The sequence below is a fragment of the Bacillus massilinigeriensis genome (assembly GCF_900117315.1).
GTDB lineage: Bacteria > Bacillota > Bacilli > Bacillales > Cytobacillaceae > Bacillus_BE > Bacillus_BE massilionigeriensis.
On sequence record NZ_LT630337.1, the window covers coordinates 3,626,889 to 3,643,235 of the forward strand.

Below are 16,347 nucleotides of genomic sequence, written 5' to 3' on the forward strand. Positions count from 1 at the left end.
GGCTTGGGAGGAAACTTGAATTTCTGGTTTAGTTTCGCATGAATTCTTGGAGGTTCGCGAACATTAGTTGGGATTTACGAATAAAGGCTGGGGTTCGCGTACAACAACTGGGTTTCACGTACATTGGTTTCGCGAATAAATGGGAAATTTCGCGAAAATCCCTCAATTATCGCGAGTATTCATAGAGTTTCGCGAATAAATTTTGGATTCGCGAATAAAAGTCATGTTTTCGCGAATAAATTTCAAATTTCGCGAGTATTTCTCTAATTTTCGCGAATAAATTTGATTTTTCGCGAATAATCAGGGATTCAACCTGAATTTTTGGTATAGATTCTCCTGTTCAACCCATTAATGGGGAGAAAATAACGAGTTTCACATTGCTTTTTCCAAAATAATAGTAGTTTTTAAGGAAAAATGAGTAAAAATTTCAATCTTTCAAGCCCAATTACATGGAAAAACCCACCACTAACCAATCCTTCAAATTTCCATTCCACAGAAATACAAATCAATATCCATTTTTCAAAACCCAACTTCAGAAATGACCGATTCAAACATCAAATATCTCAATTTCGTGAAAAACCAACGTGATGTAAGCCACACAAATTACTCAATCCCCACAGCCAAGCCCACCATTACAGACAATAAATATTTTACTTTGCACAAGATAAATGCGGAATTTACCTAACAAGTCTGTTGCATGCCCCAAACAACACAAAACCCACACAAAATAGACTAGTTCAACCCCCAAACCTAAACAAAACAAAAAAGACCCCCACCATAACGGCAAAGGCCTTAAGCAGCATCATCACACCAGTCACTGCCAGAGGAGTCATAAGAACAACTCCCCATTCACAACTAAAATTACTTACTCCGCCAAGCTCAACTTCGAACGCAAATAAGCATCAATGAAAACATCAATATCCCCGTCCATGACCGCTTGAACATTTCCGATCTCGGTGTTGGTGCGGTGATCTTTTACCATGGAGTAGGGGTGGAAAACGTAGGAACGAATTTGGCTGCCCCATCCGATTTCCTTTTGCTCGCCGCGAATTTCAAGTAGCTCCTGCTCTTGCTCTTCAATTTTCTTTTGGTAGAGCTTTGCTTTTAGCATTTTCATTGCGGTTTCGCGGTTTTTGATTTGGGAGCGCTCGGTTTGGCAGCTCACGACGATTCCTGTTGGAATATGGGTGATACGAACGGCTGAATCAGTTGTGTTAATATGCTGACCACCGGCTCCGGTTGAACGATACGTATCAATTCTTAAATCGGCTGTACGGATTTCGATTTCGATGTCATCGTTAAATTCAGGCATCACTTCACAGGATACGAAGGATGTATGACGGCGGCCGGATGCATCAAATGGAGAGATCCTTACCAATCGGTGTACCCCTTTTTCTGCTTTTAAATATCCGTATGCATTATGACCTTTGATGGCAAGTGTGACACTTTTGATTCCTGCCTCATCACCTGGTAAATAGTCAAGTGTTTCTACTTTGAAGCCTTTTTTCTCTGCCCATCTTGTGTACATGCGAAGGAGCATGGATCCCCAGTCCTGAGATTCCGTTCCACCTGCACCTGGGTGAAGCTCTAAAATGGCATTATTTTTATCATATTCTCCGCTTAAAAGGAGGTTTAATTCGAATTGGTTTAGTCGGTTCGTTAAATCCTTTAACTCTTCTTCCAATTCCTGCTGTAGCTCTTCGTCGCTTTCTTCCTTAACAAGCTCATAGGTTAGCTCGAGATTTTCGAAGGTTTCATTCATATCATGAAACTCATTGACCTCATCCTTCAGACCATTTGCTTCAGCAATAACCGTTTGTGCCTTCTGTTGGTCATCCCAAAAATTCGGGTATGTCATTTCATCCTCGAGCTGGGCAATGCGTGCCTCTTTGTTATCTAAGTCAAAGAGACCCCCTAAAGTCCGCTAATCTCTTAGCCGTTTTTTCTAGTTCGTTACGAATATCTCCTAATTCCATATACGGTTCACCTCAAAAATAATTATATTCTATAAAACATGATTTGCTGTATGATTTGGATGTTGTTTTTTATTATCATCCTTTAAAGTCACGATTTCAACCTTAAGAATTTTTTTCAGGCGTCCATGATTTTATTAATTCCGGGGCCGAACCCTTTTCCATGGATAGCACCATTTAGTCCAAAACTCAAAACAAGCAGGAAAAAAGAGTCGGCAAAGCCGTTAAAAACAGCTTCGCCGGCCCCTCTTTTCATCAAAAAAACCAACTCGTGTATCAAAAGGGAGTCAATCTAAATTCAACCCCTCCCGAAAAAACACGAAACTAAAGTTTATTCAAACTTTCCATGACAATTCTTATATTTCTTCCCGCTTCCGCAAGGGCATGGTGCGTTGCGGCCGATGTTTTCCTTTTTCACGACAGGCTTTTTCTTAACTGGTTGGCCCTCTTCTTTCGGATTCACCGCTTGACCTTTTGCTACTTCTTCACGTTCTAGGTTGTTGCGAATTTCCGCCTTCATGATATATTTCGCAACGTCATCCTCGATGGAAGATATCATTGCTTCAAACATCGCAAAACCTTCATGGTTGTATTCGCGAAGGGGGTCAATTTGTCCATAGGCGCGTAAATGGATTCCTTCACGAAGGTGATCCATAGCATCAATATGGTCGGTCCACTTAGAGTCTACGGAACGAAGAACGATAACCTTTTCGAATTCGCGCATTTGGTCGTAGCCAAGCTGCTCTTCCTTTTCATCGTAACGTTCTTTAACTTTAGCGAATACGAATTCGACAACCTCATCGGTATCTTTTCCGCGTAAATCATCGATGGTAATATCGCCTTCACGGAGGAGATTTCCTTCGATATAGTCAACGATATTTTCAAGATTTTCTTGTAGTTGTTCATCATTATCAAGATCATGTGCCCCGATATTACGCTCAATCGAAGTTTGAATCATATTTTCAACAATTTCACGAAGACTTTCTGACTCCAATACTTCGTTACGTTGTTTATATAAAATTTCACGTTGCTGACGAAGCACATCGTCATATTGTAAAAGCTGTTTACGAGCATCGAAGTTGTTACCTTCTACACGTTTTTGTGCAGATTCAACCGCTTTTGAAACCATTTTACTTTGGATTGGCTGGGAATCATCCATTCCGAGCTTCTCCATCATCGCTTTCATATTATCTGAACCAAAGCGTCGCATTAATTCATCTTCCATTGAAAGATAGAATTGGGTTACCCCTGGATCTCCTTGACGACCAGAACGTCCACGGAGCTGGTTATCGATACGACGGCTCTCATGACGTTCCGTACCAATAACAGCAAGTCCACCAAGCTCTTTTACACCTTCGCCCAGCTTGATATCCGTACCACGACCAGCCATGTTCGTTGCAATCGTAACTGCACCTTTTTGTCCGGCATCTAAAATAATTTCAGCCTCACGACCATGGTTTTTCGCGTTCAACACATTATGTGGAATGCCTTTTTTCGTTAAATATTTAGAGATTAATTCAGAGGTTTCAATTGCAACCGTACCAACAAGGACCGGTTGACCATTTTTATGGCGCTCTGCAATATCCTCAACTACCGCACGAAACTTCCCATTCATCGAAGAGTAAATTAAATCTGCTCGGTCATCACGAATGATTGGTCTGTTCGTTGGAATCACGATAACATTCATATTATAAATGTTGCGGAATTCCTCTTCTTCTGTCTTCGCTGTACCAGTCATCCCCGCAAGTTTTTCATACATACGGAAGTAGTTCTGGAATGTGATGGTTGCTAAGGTCATGCTTTCATTTTGAACCTCGAGGCCTTCTTTTGCTTCAATTGCTTGATGCAGACCTTCACTATAACGGCGTCCCTTCATTAAGCGGCCAGTGAACTGGTCAACGATAATGATTTCACCGTCTTGAACAACATAATCTATATCGCGATGCATACTAGCATGTGCTTTTAACGCTTGAGAAATATGATGGTTCAAGGTTACGTGGGAGACATCAAAAAGGTTTTCGATTCCAAAGATAGTTTCTGCCTTTGTCATCCCTTCTTCTGTCAGCTGAACACCCTTAGTTTTTTCATCATACGTATAGTCTTCTTCCTTTTTCAACATACGAACAAACGTATTCGCTTGATGATATAAAGCAGTAGACTTCTGAGCTTGGCCAGAAATAATTAATGGCGTACGGGCTTCATCAATTAAAATCGAGTCAACCTCGTCAATGACCGCGTAAAAAAGTGGCCGCTGAACCTTTTGCTCTTTATAAAGCACCATGTTATCACGTAAATAGTCGAAGCCTAATTCGTTATTTGTGCTATAAGTAATGTCACAAGCATAGGCTGCTTGCTTCTCTTCCTTTGATAAGCCATTTGTATTTAGACCGACCGTTAATCCTAAAAATTCATAAAGCTGACCCATTTCAACTGCGTCACGGCTTGCTAAGTATTCGTTGACTGTAACAACGTGTACGCCTTTTCCAGATAGGGCATTTAAATAAACGGGCATTGTGGAGGTTAATGTTTTCCCTTCCCCCGTTTTCATCTCGGAAATATTCCCTTCATGTAAGGAAACACCGCCCATTAATTGAACAGGATATGGGTATAGGCCTAAAACACGTTTCGCTGCTTCACGCACAATAGCAAATGCTTCAACAAGAAGGTCATCTAGTGACTCCCCGTTTTGATATCTAGCTTTAAATTCTTCAGTTTTTCCGCGTAATTCGTCATCAGTAAATTTTTCCGTTTCAGAGGCAAGAGCTTCAATTTGATCAGCGATTTTGGCTAAACGCTTCAAATCACGTTTATTCTGATCAAACACCTTATTTAAAATTCCAAGCATACAAACGCTCCTTTTATATTGGATACGAGAGAACTCATGAGCGAGCAATCGAGGATGATGTAAAATTGGCGCACCATTTGGTTGTCCATTCATTCTTAATGAAAAAAATTCGCCTCATGACAAGCCGAATCCTCTCATAGTATTTCGAGTAATTCCCTATATATATTACCACTTACAATATTTAGTGACAACTTATGAGAAGCCTGTCGAATGTAAGTATAAAATATTTCGAATAGATTGTTCTACGGTTGACTTGGCAAAAAGTTTCATGAAGGGAAGGAAATATGTATTTTACTATGATTTTTGTCTTTATTACTAGTTTGGCCATTTCCCGATAAACTGTTACATCATTTTTCCTTCCAACAGAGCTAATCTTGAAGATGCTGCTCGATCAAACGCATTTGTTTAGAAGCTAAAGACCCCTACAGTCAACTGTAGGGGCCCTTTTTATCATTAGGATGTTATTTTCAGATTAATGTGCTTCAATTAAACCGTAGCGGCCGTCCTTACGTTTATAAACAACGTTTGTACGGTTTGTTTCTGCATTTGTGAATACATAGAAGCTGTGTCCTAGCATATTCATTTGTAGGATGGCTTCTTCGCTATCCATTGGTTTTAAATCGAAGCTTTTTTGACGAACAAGTTCAAGTTCATTATCCTCTTCTACTTGTGGAGCATCTGCTTCTTCAGAAACTGTTTTGAAAAGGATATCCGCATTTCCTTTTTCACGGAATTTTCGGTTAACTTTTGTTTTATGTTTACGAATTTGACGTTCTAATTTATCGGTAATTAAGTCAATTCCCGCATACATATCCTCATTTGCTTCTTCTGCACGTAATACTAGTTGTGGTAGAGGAATCGTTACCTCAACCTTCGACTTTTTATCATTATAAACCTTTAGGTTCACGTTGACATTTGCTTCAGGTGTTTCAATAAAATACCGTTCCAATTTAGAAATCTTCTTTTCAACATACTCTCTAATTGCTGGAGTTACCTCAATGTTTTCTCCACGAACGTTATAATTCATAGATGAACTCCTCCTTCTCTTTTCCAATTACTCTGACTTTTTAGGGTGTTCCATCCCAATCACTAACCCCAAAAGCCACTTAGTCTTTATTTAAGACTATGTATATAGATTCTATTTTAACCTATAAAACTCCTGCTAAAACAGTGAAAAAGTATGATAAATTTGTCGAAATAGTGAAGGGATTTTATGAATAGCTGCAGGTAATGGTTTGGAAAAATTCACTTTTTTTCCATATTCACTCATTCGAAATCATAGGGTATTTAGGTCCATTTGTCGAATGATTTGATATAGGATTTTTTGAAAAATCGAGTTAGAATGCCGTGTTTTCCTCTTTGGTTTATGGACTCATTTGAGCTGTAGCATTTCGTTTTTCTGAGTATAAAATGGTTTTTATTATTTTTATATGTGAGGAGAGAAAGACTATGGAACTTGAACAAATTTCTTTGGATTTAGTGGGAAGTGAGCTTGCTGAGGATATTTTCTCTGATCAAGGAATTTTGCTTTTAAAAAAAGGAACGGTCTTAAACGAAACCCATATATTGTTGCTGCAGAATTATCGGTTTGGGGAGAGAATCTCTGTCGATTTAAGCAGCAGAGAACCATCCGTTGATCCAAGGAAATCACCTACCGCCAAACCATATAAGTCCTTTCAATCACAGGTTAAGGAGGCCTTCCGTCGTCTAGTGAATGGGCAAACGGTTGACCTAGCCGACATTAGAGGGACTTATAAGCTCCTTGTTACACTATCCTTGCAGGATTTAGCCATTTTGCCTGTCATTCAAAAAGAAATCAATAAATCCGAATATTTATTTCAGCATAGCGTTAACAGCGGAATCATCGCGGCTATGATTGGCAAGCTACTAGGCTTCAGTCGGAACGAATGCTATTTACTAGCCGAAATGGGGTTATTCCATGACATTGGCATGCTTAAGGTCGATGAAGAATTATACGACAATGAACTGCCACTAACGAAAAGTGAATTCGAACAAATTCAAAAGCACACAGAATATGGCTGTGAGATTTTATCTGTGATACCTGAACTGGACCCCATCATTACCCAAACGGCTCTATATCATCATGAAAGATTGAACGGCACCGGTTACCCGAACCAAATTAAACAGGGCGATATCCCATTTTATATTCAGATCATTTCAGTCGCTGACTGCTTCAATGCCATGAGTATGAAACGGAATTATGGAGAAAAGAAAAATCACTTCAACGGGGTTTACGAGCTCATTGACCAAACCCATAAAAATTATTTAAATCCAGCGATTGTCGTTCCGTTTGTTGGGTATATTATGAGGCAGCATCTACATCAAGAGGTGATGTTGAGCAACGGTAAAGTTGGTGAGATCGTATTTATTCATGAGAATGAGCCGCATCAGCCTTTGGTGAGGGTGGAGGATGAGTATTTTGATTTGAGGGAGAGGGTTTCTTTGAGGATTGTTGGGGTGGCGGATGATAAGGATGCCCAGGAAGTAAGTGACGAATTAAGTTCTGTTCATTGAAATAGATAAACCCGCCTATTTGTGTAGGCGGGATTTTTATTGATTAATTGACTAATTTTAATTGTGGTTGTAGTCCTGCCTTCCATTCTGCAAAAGCAGGATAAAGCTGCTCACGAATAATCGTTTGCTTTTGAATGGGGTCATTCCAGACGCCTTCGAGTTTTTCTGCCTGTTGGATGACACCGTGGAAGGCTTTAATATTTTGAATTAATGCCGACTCATTTTTCAAAAGCTCAGCTAGCTGATCATTTGTAACGATGATCTGCTGAAAAGCAGTGATTATATCGCCAATTAATTGATTCGTAGCTGTAAGCTCAATGTTTTCAAAGCTAGTAATGATATAGGAAAAAGCTTCTTCGATGGTATCTAGTAATTCTGTATATTGGCCAATCATTTGAAATTGGTCCTCATTAAGTTTTGTCAATCGGTTCACCTATTTTCTCTTATCGTAAAACATCCCATCGGAAGAAGATAAGTTTTGGTATGGGTTAACGTATTTATTGTTTGAGACCTTTTTCTGACTGAGGCCTCTAATATCAAGCTGAATTTGTCGCTTTTGTTTTTCAAGGAGCAAGTTCAGCCGATCATTTAAGTCAAAAATCCTTTTCATCGTCGCTTGGTCTTCCTGATTTAGGGGCTTTTTGATTTCATGCATGACTTTTTCACGTAAATCAAGCAGCTGTTGAACTCGTTCAATTCTACCATCGCGCTCTTCTTGTTGCTCAGGCTTTTCTAGTAGCTCGATTAACTCGACCGTATATTGATAGAATTCCTGAACCGGGTTCATTATATTTGTCCGCCTTGACCAAATTGCTTCTGGCGATTGATTTGGATAACCCGCTTCCATGTGTCACGGAATTCTGTAACTAAGGCAGCCGCTTCATCAAGAATGGCCACATCGTTTTTAAGATTCGCATCAATCAGCTGACGATTGATAAAATCGTATAGGCTCATCATGTTTTTGGAAATCTCGATGTCCATATTTAATGTAACCATCAGTTCACTGATGATATTTTGTGCCTTTTGTAGGTTAAGGTTTTTTTGCTCGATATTGTTTTCCTTAATCGCAACACGGGCAAGATTGATGAATTTTATGCAACCGTTATATAACATTAACGTCATCTCACCAGGTGATGCAGTCGTTACTGCATTTTGTTGGTAGGATTCGTATGGATTTTTAATTGCCATTGATTTGTTCTCTCCTTTTTGAATCAGGGATTAACTACTGAAATAGTTCGATAAATACATAGACTGTGAATTAGATCGCTGGATTGCCTGCTCCATCGCTGTGAATTGACGCCAGTAGCGATCTTCTAGCATTTCGAGCTTGTCCTCGAAGCGATCGATTTGGTCGTCGACGTTGTCTAGCTGTTTGCCGAGAGTGAATGTATCGTTTACTGAAAAGGAGTTACCCGCCTTCAGCTTTAGTTTATCCATCGTACCAGATACCGTTTCGTACAAACGCTGGACAATCCCTTTTTGGCTTGTAGTTATTCCATCTCCTCTAAAAAGGTTTTCTACAGAATCTGGATCCGCTTCTATTGCCTTTTTTAGAGCTGCTTCGTCAATTTCTAATTTTCCGCCTTCTAAGTAGTTTGCAGTTGTTTTGATTCCAATTTTTGAAAGCTGGTTAAATGCAGCCGCTGTTTTATCATTTGTCACGGATTGAGAGAAATTTGTGCGCATTCCATATAATACGGAAGATAGAATGGTATCATTTTTCAGCAAACCACTCCTAGCCTTTTCTTCCCATAGCTCTTGTTGTTTATCGGAAAGCTCTTCACGCTGATCATCTGTTAATGGAGTATAGTCACGATAACGTGTTTCACTGGTCTTCTTATTAATTTTGTCAATTAATTCATTGTATTTTGTGACAAAGTCTTTGATATTGTTAAATACATCTTCTGCTTTATTGCTTATTGAAATACTTACTGGATTGGTAAATTCCTGTTTTACTGTAAAAGTGACACCATTCATTTCGAAGGTGTTCGATGTTCTTTCGGTTGCAAGACCGTTGATGGATAATTTCGCATTTTTTCCTTCGACCTTAATAGTAGCTCCTTTAAAACGTAGAACATCGTTTATAAAACTCCCATTAGTAAAAATTTCCTGACCATTTTTATTAAAATCCCCTGTTTCGGTACGTGTCAATGAAAGTTGGCCAGTATGTGAATCGTAAAACATATTAGCTCCGACGCTGGAACTATTTACTCTATTTATTACATTATTGAGAGACTCACTACCTGAGATTAAGAAATCGGCATGTCTTTCTCCTTTAGATGTGTAAGTGTCCATGGAGAAATTGGTGAATTTGTGGTCGTATGCGATAGAGACACTCGTAATGGTTTCTGCACCCTCAGCAGGTAAAGGCATTTTCTCATTAAAGGTAATCAAACCAGTATTCTTATCTACGGTTCCAACCACTTCATAACTACCATCATCTTTTTCTTTTTTTATATTATTTCCATCAATAATAAAAGTTGGTGCTGTACCTACCACATTTCCATCTTTATCTTTTTCAGTAAGTGTAAACGTTGAAATAGTATTTATTGCACCCTGTGATAGCTGCCAGGTTTTTGTATCCTTTGATAGTGTTAGATTCTCTGTGCGATTTTTTGCTACGTAGTTTATATTGACAACACTATCTTTAGCAAGTGATTTTCCAAATTCCATAGACCCATCGGCTTTTATCAGAACTTGGTTTTCTTTTAAAGGCAATGGATTATTAGAAGGATCTCTAGGATAATCCGTTACTGCGTCAAAACCAATACCATTTACTTGAACACTCCAAGAACTTAGTTCGTCTGTTTTTATATTGGACATATCACCAAAACTAACAATCTTACCATCTGCAGTTGTTGTAATATTCTTACTAAGCACAGCTCCGTCTCTCCATACATTTGTTCCTGGATAAGTAAAATTATCCTTTTGACTGTAGAGACTTTTGCTAGTATCAAGTTCTGTATTATATATTTTACCGCCATTCACCTTTGTCTCAGCGCTAGCTAGCTGAGTGACATTTGAAATAGTATAAGAAGAAACACTTGCTCCACTACTAGCTACAGCAGTTAATTTAGACTCATCAGTTGAGGCTGTTTGCCTTGATCTATATTTGGAGGTTAGTTTCATTTGTGTAAGCTCAGCTCTAAAATCTAGAAGCAATGTATTCATAGAACGATAATCATCACGTTGCCATTCTATTATCTGCTTCTTCTGCTTTAATTTATCTAATCCAGTTCTCTGAGCCTTCATCAATTCAGAAACCATCGTATCAATATCCATTCCACTGGCTAAACCGCCAATCCGCATGTTACCCAAAATCCATCACCTTCTTTATATCTTTTTATCTACCATTAATCCGAGAAATTCTTTCATCGCTGCGTACATATCTAGTACCTTTTTTGAAGGAATCTCTCTTATTACTTCATGTGTATTTTCATCTATTAATTTCACAAAATATTCATCTAGTTTTTCGTGATATTCAAATTTCAAAGAGGTATGGGTCGGTTGAATAAAATCATTCAAACCCTGAACTACATCTTTAATATCCTTTTGTTTTACCTTAACCTTATCTTGGCTTTCTTCTTTTGATTGATTAGCTGGCTGTTCCATTCCCTTTGGCACTTCATTTCTGAAATGATTATCTGACATTCTTGGTTGAGGGGATACCGTATTTGCTCCTATTTGATTAATCATATCCATTCCTCCTCGGATGACATTCCTATTTTTTATATCGACAAATCTACACAAATATTGAGGTTTTCTGTCCCAAAATAATTATTGTTTATATATCAAAAAAAATACCCCTTATAGCTGAGGATAAGAGGTAAATAAATTTCATTATACTTTTATATCTAGAAATTGTGAAAAAGGAGAGGGCTGTTGAATCTCACGAATAGTTTTGGCTGGATCATTAATTGCCTCTCTAATTTTACCTTTTATCACTTCTTCCGCAGCCTGTTTATTTTCTAGTACTAATTGTGCCATTGGACTTTGGATTTGTATTCCCCCGATGTTAAAACCCAAATCGACGAACCCCCTTTTTATTCCAAATAATTCTGTCATAATCATAGCAGAAAAGGATTGAATATTAAATCATTTTAATTAGTTCTCAGTAATTGTATTTTACTTATTGTATTACAGGAACAAACGTTCTATATTAAAGAGAGAGATTTATATTGGAAGGGGATTAAATTGGAAAACTTAAATGAATTAAAAGAATCCTTTTTCTCTTCTATTTGCGGAAAACTGTTAGGAGATGGATGTATTACTTGCCAAGTTGGTAGAAGTCCCAGATTTCAATTTATACATAAGTTATCAGATTTTGAATGGTGTTATTATTGTTATCAACAGCTCAAGCCTTTCATTCCTCTCAATCCCCCTATTTATAGAAAAATCCAAGATGCAAGAGTATCACAAGGCTATACAGAAAGTTACATGGTCCAATCAAAAACATCAAATATCATTACTTATCTTGAATCCATTTGGTATCAAAACAGGAGAAAAATAGTCCCATTTAATTACTTGGATAAATTTTTAGATGCAAAGGCATTGGCATGGTGGTATCTTGACGATGGTCATTTAAAGATAGAGAACAAAGTACCAAGAAAAATAATTCTATCAACAGACAACTTTAAACGTAAGGAAAATCAACGTTTAATCGATCTAATAGAACAAAAATTTTCCCTGTATTTCTCATTAGATGGTCAAAACCGTCTAGTAATTTATAATCAGCTACAAATTTATTATTTCTATCGTTTAGTTGAACCGTTCCTTCCTCCAGTAATGGAGAGGAAAATGATAAAAATGAATTCTATTAACCCAAGGAAGTCACCAAAGAGAACGACAATTTGTCTTCCGAAAGATATCTATTTAAGCAAACCCACATTTGAAGTGAATAGTCATTTATGTACTTTACCCAATCTCTTAAACATTTTCTCTAACCGAGATAGTTTTTTGGACTATTATAAAAAAATATCCTTATATATAAAAAATCACAAGGATACTAAAGCTTACCAAATTTATATTGAATCTAAGTATTGGAAATATATAAATGATATAAAAGGAATAACTGGACTTACGATCAGTCAAATAGTTTTGGTTTGTATTTTATTAAATAACAAAATATTATTATAGCCCCAAAATCACTCAAAAGGGATTCTAGTAAAACTAGAATCCCTAATTTGACTATAAGTATTAACGAAGGAGTTGTAAAACTCCTTGTGGTTGTTGGTTGGCTTGCTTTGCCGCTATGTCTTTCGATCATAGAATAGACTATATCTTCACCCTTGCTTCACTAAGGGGCTGGGCACTTCGAACAGCATTTGCTGCTCTACGAGATTCATAGTCATAGCTTTCACTTTAGACCGTGTTCTCTAGTCGTTGAACCTTCTCCAGAGTTTCCTCACAGGAGCTTGGCTGCTGATTATCCATTGTTTCATCTTCATCATTTTCACACCTTCACGCTGACCGTTTCCAATTACGTTGTAGTTGATGAAGCTTTAGGAAGTTCCAGCAATTCACCCAGTGATTCTCTTATCCGTTACCAGATAAGACGCCCTTAAACCAACTTATCTCAAGAGTTGTAATACTCCTTGTGGCATTTGGTTGGATTGAGCCAGCATTGCTTGTGCTGCTTGAGAAAGAATAGAGTTCTTCGTTTGTTCCATCATTTCTTTCGCCATCGTGCGAACATTTACTTTCATAAATGACTAGACTATATCTTCACCCTAATGTCTTCTAGTAGGGGTCGGGCACTTCGGATTCACAATGCAAATGGACATTGTTTCACCTACGGATTTCATCATCATAGCTTTCGCCTTAGATGGTCTATCCTAGTCGTTGGACCTTCTCCACTCTTTCGAGACAGGAGCTTGGCTGCTGATTGCCCAATCTTTTCTTTTTTCAAACCATCACGCTTGTCGTTTCCAACTACGCTGTGGTAAGAAAAGCTCTAAGGGTTTTCCAGCAATTCACCCGATTATAATCTCTAGCCGTTACCAGCTAGGACGACTGTGCTTGTCACTGATCTTAAGCAGCTAAAGCATAATCAACGTCACGGATACGAGATTCCGCAGCAGTTAGGTTTTCTGAAGATGTTCCTAAGTTATTGATTGTATGTTCTAAACGGTTTTGGTAAGCACCTAGTTTGGAACGTTCCCCAGATACTTTATTAATTGCATCATCTAAAACTTTAATAGCAGCTGTTGCATTATCATGACTTGTAACATCTAAAGCAAATTCTGCTCCTGTGCTATCAGTTCCATTCGTTACTGCTTTCTCTGAATTCCATTTTACTTGGTATGTTTTTCCGTCAACAACAACAGATTTTGCAACAGCTTTATCAGTACTACTAATATCTAATGCATCTGAACGCATATCCTCAATGACTGCTGTAAAGCTTTGTCCAGTACTTGCACCAATTTGGAAGGTTAAGCCTGGTCTTGCTGCTGAAGTGTAGGATGTTGAGATACTGTTGCCAGCTGTGCCAGTTGTTGAAGCATCAACTTTAATATCTGCACCTGAAGGGTTTGATAATGTAACGCCTGTTACTGTAAGCCCAGCAACAGCGGCAGCAATTTGTTCTTTGGTTAGCCCATTGATATCAATAGCATGTTGGGAGGAATATGCTGTTTTCGCATCAGTAGCATTTGCATAATCTGCAGTCCTATCAAAAAATGCAATTTTCTCTCCATTGATTGTTAAGATATCCCCTTCAGCTGGGATAGAGTTAAAGGCAATGGTATCTGTAGCTTTTGCACCAACACCTCCTGCTGCATAAGGAGTATCAGTTGTAACTGCCGAAACAGTCATAGTTCCATCATCAGTTGAAACTGTTGGGGCTGCACCAGCAGCAGCAATTTTCTGAGTTAGTGTTATTTTGTCTGAGGAAGAATCATAAACAGCATCATATGTTGTTCCACTTGAGATCGCAGTCGCCAAGGCAGCTCCGGTTGCATCCATATCCACTCCAGCGGCAAAATTGGTCCCTTCAATAAATGTTTCTGACCCAATGGTAACAGACTTACCTGCTGTAATATTAGCTGCACCTATTGTAAAACTATATACTGCTTTTGTTGGGGAACCAGCATCAATTCCCCCAGCTAAATTACCTGTTCCACTTACTGCTGATAATCCTGTACCTTTTGTACCATCTAATAACTTTTGCGTATTAAATTCTGTAGTATTACCAATTCTATTAATCTCAGAAGTCAACTGATTCATTTCTTTTTGAATCTCTTTACGATCGTCAACTGTATTTGCATCGTTTGCAGCTTGAGTAGCTAATTCTTTCATACGTTGTAGGATGCTATGAGTCTCATTTAATGCACCTTCAGCAGTCTGAATTAACGAAACACCATCTTGAGCATTTTTTGCTGCCATATCTAAACCACGAATTTGACCACGCATTTTTTCAGAGATTGCTAGGCCTGCTGCATCATCTCCTGCCCGATTGATTCGAAGCCCTGAAGATAATTTTTCCATAGATTTGGATTGTGCATTGTTTGCCCCACTCAACTGACGGGGAGTTTATAGAATAAAGCTTTAAATTAATTTTACAAGCAAACTTAAGAGACTCTTATCTATTAGCAAGAGCCTCCACTTTTATGCTACTTTATGTAATGATTTCGTGCTTTCTTTAATCCTTATTAAGACCATTGTAGACATACTACACTAGTAACCAGCCCAGCTTCACATCCTACAAACCCAACCGTATAGATTTTATTAACACGGGCAGCTAGTGCTTTATTTAATAATTCCTTTGAGCTTTACGGTTCTTCATTCTCCCATGTATCAGTTCATCCGTTATAACTATTCTCTTATTTTCTATCTTCTTATTATAAATTTAAATTGATAATAACTTGATCCATATCATCTTGGAGAATACCCATGTAGCGTAACGTAACCGAAGGAGCAGAATGATTAAAAATCTGCTGTAATAAGGCAATATCCACTCCCGCTTTATACGCATGGTAGCCGAAGGTCTTTCGAAGAGTATGGGTTCCGATATTATCAGAAATTCCTACAGCACGAGCGGCATCATTAATGATTTGGTATGCCTGCTGCCTTGTAATAGGCTTAGGTGAACCATCAGCAGCAGATTTACGAGAGACAAACAACGGGCGATCCATATCTTCCTCATAAGTCCCCAAGTAATCACTAATGGCCTTCTGCACATTCTTCGAAAAAGGAAACCTTTTTACCTTACCTGTTTTCTGTTCTCGAAGCTCGTACCCTTCCTTCACTCTACCTTTTTCATCAATTGCATCTGACACCTTCATCTTTAATAAATCACTAATACGAAGCCCAGAATTGATTCCCATGTTAAACAATAATACATCACGTTTATTCTGTGAAAGTACCTTTTTTATTGCTTCAATCTTCCTTCTATCACGAATCGGTTGAACTAACTCCATATACGCCCTCCCTCTCAAATACTTGCTTATTTGTATGTAAATATACATTATGTAAGATACATGATAAAAGATAGATTACTTTATAGCAAATAAAATAGCTTCACCCCGCACCACACATAGGATGAAGCCAGCTCATCGAATCTTACAAAATTACATTGTGTTAAATTAAAGCTTCCTTTGCTTTTCCTCCTCTACTGATAAAATGAAAAATTATTACATCAAGTTCATCATAAATGCCTCTGAACGCTTGCTTAAGCTTCTTTATCGCTTCATCATCTAATTTTAACTTATCCTTAAACACAGAACTCTCTAATAAAAACTCTAATTTACTTATTATACTAATAGCTCTTCGATGCTGACGAACCTCATCGGTAAGAATCTCAAACTTCTTTTTTGCTAAATAATTACTTGTTGTTTTGGCTATCTCTACGAATTCAAACATCTTCTCCTTTTTTTGAAAATGCTCAGATAACTTGAAAGGGTCTAAACCATACAAACAATCCACGTCAAACATATGCCTTCCTCCTTGTAATATAATAATCAATTTCCTTGTCCTCATACTACTAGATGTAATGCA

General features: G+C 38.0%; 14 protein-coding genes and 2 pseudogenes. 2 read left to right on the forward strand and 14 right to left on the reverse strand.

What is annotated here, in order from left to right:
* Positions 1-865 precede the first annotated feature (865 nt).
* The 3 genes from prfB to hpf form a co-directional block, all read right to left on the reverse strand.
* Positions 866-1,976, reverse strand: a protein-coding gene (gene prfB / locus BQ6100_RS18080) for a peptide chain release factor 2 (protein ID WP_097677929.1) whose coding sequence is annotated in 2 segments (ribosomal slippage) — positions 866-1,903 and positions 1,905-1,976 — 1,110 coding nt in all. Because the reading frame shifts where the segments join, the coding sequence is not laid out codon by codon here.
* A gap of 328 nt (positions 1,977-2,304) precedes the next feature.
* On the reverse strand, positions 2,305-4,818 hold the full coding sequence (gene secA, locus BQ6100_RS18085; protein WP_075982938.1) for a preprotein translocase subunit SecA: 2,514 nt from the start codon (positions 4,816-4,818) through the stop codon (positions 2,305-2,307).
* A gap of 472 nt (positions 4,819-5,290) precedes the next feature.
* On the reverse strand, positions 5,291-5,845 hold the full coding sequence (gene hpf, locus BQ6100_RS18090) for a ribosome hibernation-promoting factor, HPF/YfiA family (RefSeq protein ID WP_075982939.1): 555 nt from the start codon (positions 5,843-5,845) through the stop codon (positions 5,291-5,293).
* Between the two features lie 422 nt (positions 5,846-6,267).
* Between hpf and BQ6100_RS18095 the strand changes: the two genes are divergently transcribed.
* Positions 6,268-7,353, forward strand: a complete 1,086-nt coding sequence (locus BQ6100_RS18095) for an HD-GYP domain-containing protein (RefSeq protein ID WP_075982940.1) — start codon at positions 6,268-6,270, stop codon at positions 7,351-7,353.
* 43 nt (positions 7,354-7,396) lie between these two features.
* On the opposite strand, the gene BQ6100_RS18100 is transcribed toward BQ6100_RS18095, so the two are convergent.
* From BQ6100_RS18100 to BQ6100_RS18125, 6 genes are all read right to left on the reverse strand, one after another.
* Positions 7,397-7,777, reverse strand: coding sequence for a hypothetical protein (locus BQ6100_RS18100; RefSeq protein WP_075982941.1), 381 nt, complete (start codon positions 7,775-7,777; stop codon positions 7,397-7,399).
* Positions 7,778-7,786: 9 nt separating this feature from the next.
* Positions 7,787-8,140, reverse strand: coding sequence for a hypothetical protein (locus BQ6100_RS18105; protein WP_075982942.1), 354 nt, complete (start codon positions 8,138-8,140; stop codon positions 7,787-7,789).
* Positions 8,140-8,541, reverse strand: a complete 402-nt coding sequence (fliS, locus tag BQ6100_RS18110) for a flagellar export chaperone FliS (protein WP_075982943.1) — start codon at positions 8,539-8,541, stop codon at positions 8,140-8,142. The genes BQ6100_RS18105 and fliS overlap by 1 nt, the downstream gene beginning before the upstream one ends.
* Before the next feature lie 30 nt (positions 8,542-8,571).
* Positions 8,572-10,662 (reverse strand): flagellar filament capping protein FliD, encoded by a 2,091-nt coding sequence (fliD, locus tag BQ6100_RS18115; RefSeq protein WP_075983623.1) that lies wholly within the window; start codon positions 10,660-10,662, stop codon positions 8,572-8,574.
* Positions 10,663-10,686: 24 nt separating this feature from the next.
* Positions 10,687-11,049, reverse strand: a complete 363-nt coding sequence (flaG, locus tag BQ6100_RS18120; protein ID WP_075982944.1) for a flagellar protein FlaG — start codon at positions 11,047-11,049, stop codon at positions 10,687-10,689.
* Positions 11,050-11,193: 144 nt separating this feature from the next.
* Positions 11,194-11,379 carry a hypothetical protein gene (locus BQ6100_RS18125; protein ID WP_097677930.1) on the reverse strand — a complete coding sequence of 62 codons (186 nt, stop codon included), beginning with the start codon at positions 11,377-11,379 and terminating at the stop codon, positions 11,194-11,196.
* A 168-nt stretch (positions 11,380-11,547) separates the two neighbouring features.
* Here BQ6100_RS18125 and BQ6100_RS18130 point away from each other — a divergent pair, with 168 nt between their 5' ends.
* Positions 11,548-12,489 carry a hypothetical protein gene (locus tag BQ6100_RS18130; RefSeq protein WP_075982945.1) on the forward strand — a complete coding sequence of 314 codons (942 nt, stop codon included), beginning with the start codon at positions 11,548-11,550 and terminating at the stop codon, positions 12,487-12,489.
* Positions 12,490-12,923: 434 nt separating this feature from the next.
* Here BQ6100_RS18130 and BQ6100_RS18135 read toward each other — a convergent pair whose 3' ends face one another.
* The 5 genes and pseudogenes from BQ6100_RS18135 to BQ6100_RS18150 form a co-directional block, all read right to left on the reverse strand.
* Positions 12,924-13,037: a flagellin gene (locus tag BQ6100_RS18135; RefSeq protein ID WP_269466703.1), complete on the reverse strand. Its 114-nt coding sequence runs from the start codon at positions 13,035-13,037 to the stop codon at positions 12,924-12,926.
* 358 nt (positions 13,038-13,395) lie between these two features.
* Positions 13,396-13,557 (reverse strand): annotated as a pseudogene (locus BQ6100_RS22050) (flagellin); the annotation flags it as partial.
* 999 nt (positions 13,558-14,556) lie between these two features.
* Positions 14,557-14,838, reverse strand: a pseudogene (locus BQ6100_RS22055) (flagellin N-terminal helical domain-containing protein); the annotation flags it as partial.
* Positions 14,839-15,191: 353 nt separating this feature from the next.
* Positions 15,192-15,770, reverse strand: a complete 579-nt coding sequence (locus tag BQ6100_RS18145; RefSeq protein ID WP_075982948.1) for a site-specific integrase — start codon at positions 15,768-15,770, stop codon at positions 15,192-15,194.
* Positions 15,771-15,930: 160 nt separating this feature from the next.
* A complete protein-coding gene (locus BQ6100_RS18150; protein WP_075982949.1) occupies positions 15,931-16,284 on the reverse strand; it encodes a hypothetical protein in 354 nt (117 codons plus the stop codon).
* Between the last annotated feature and the right edge of the window lie 63 nt (positions 16,285-16,347).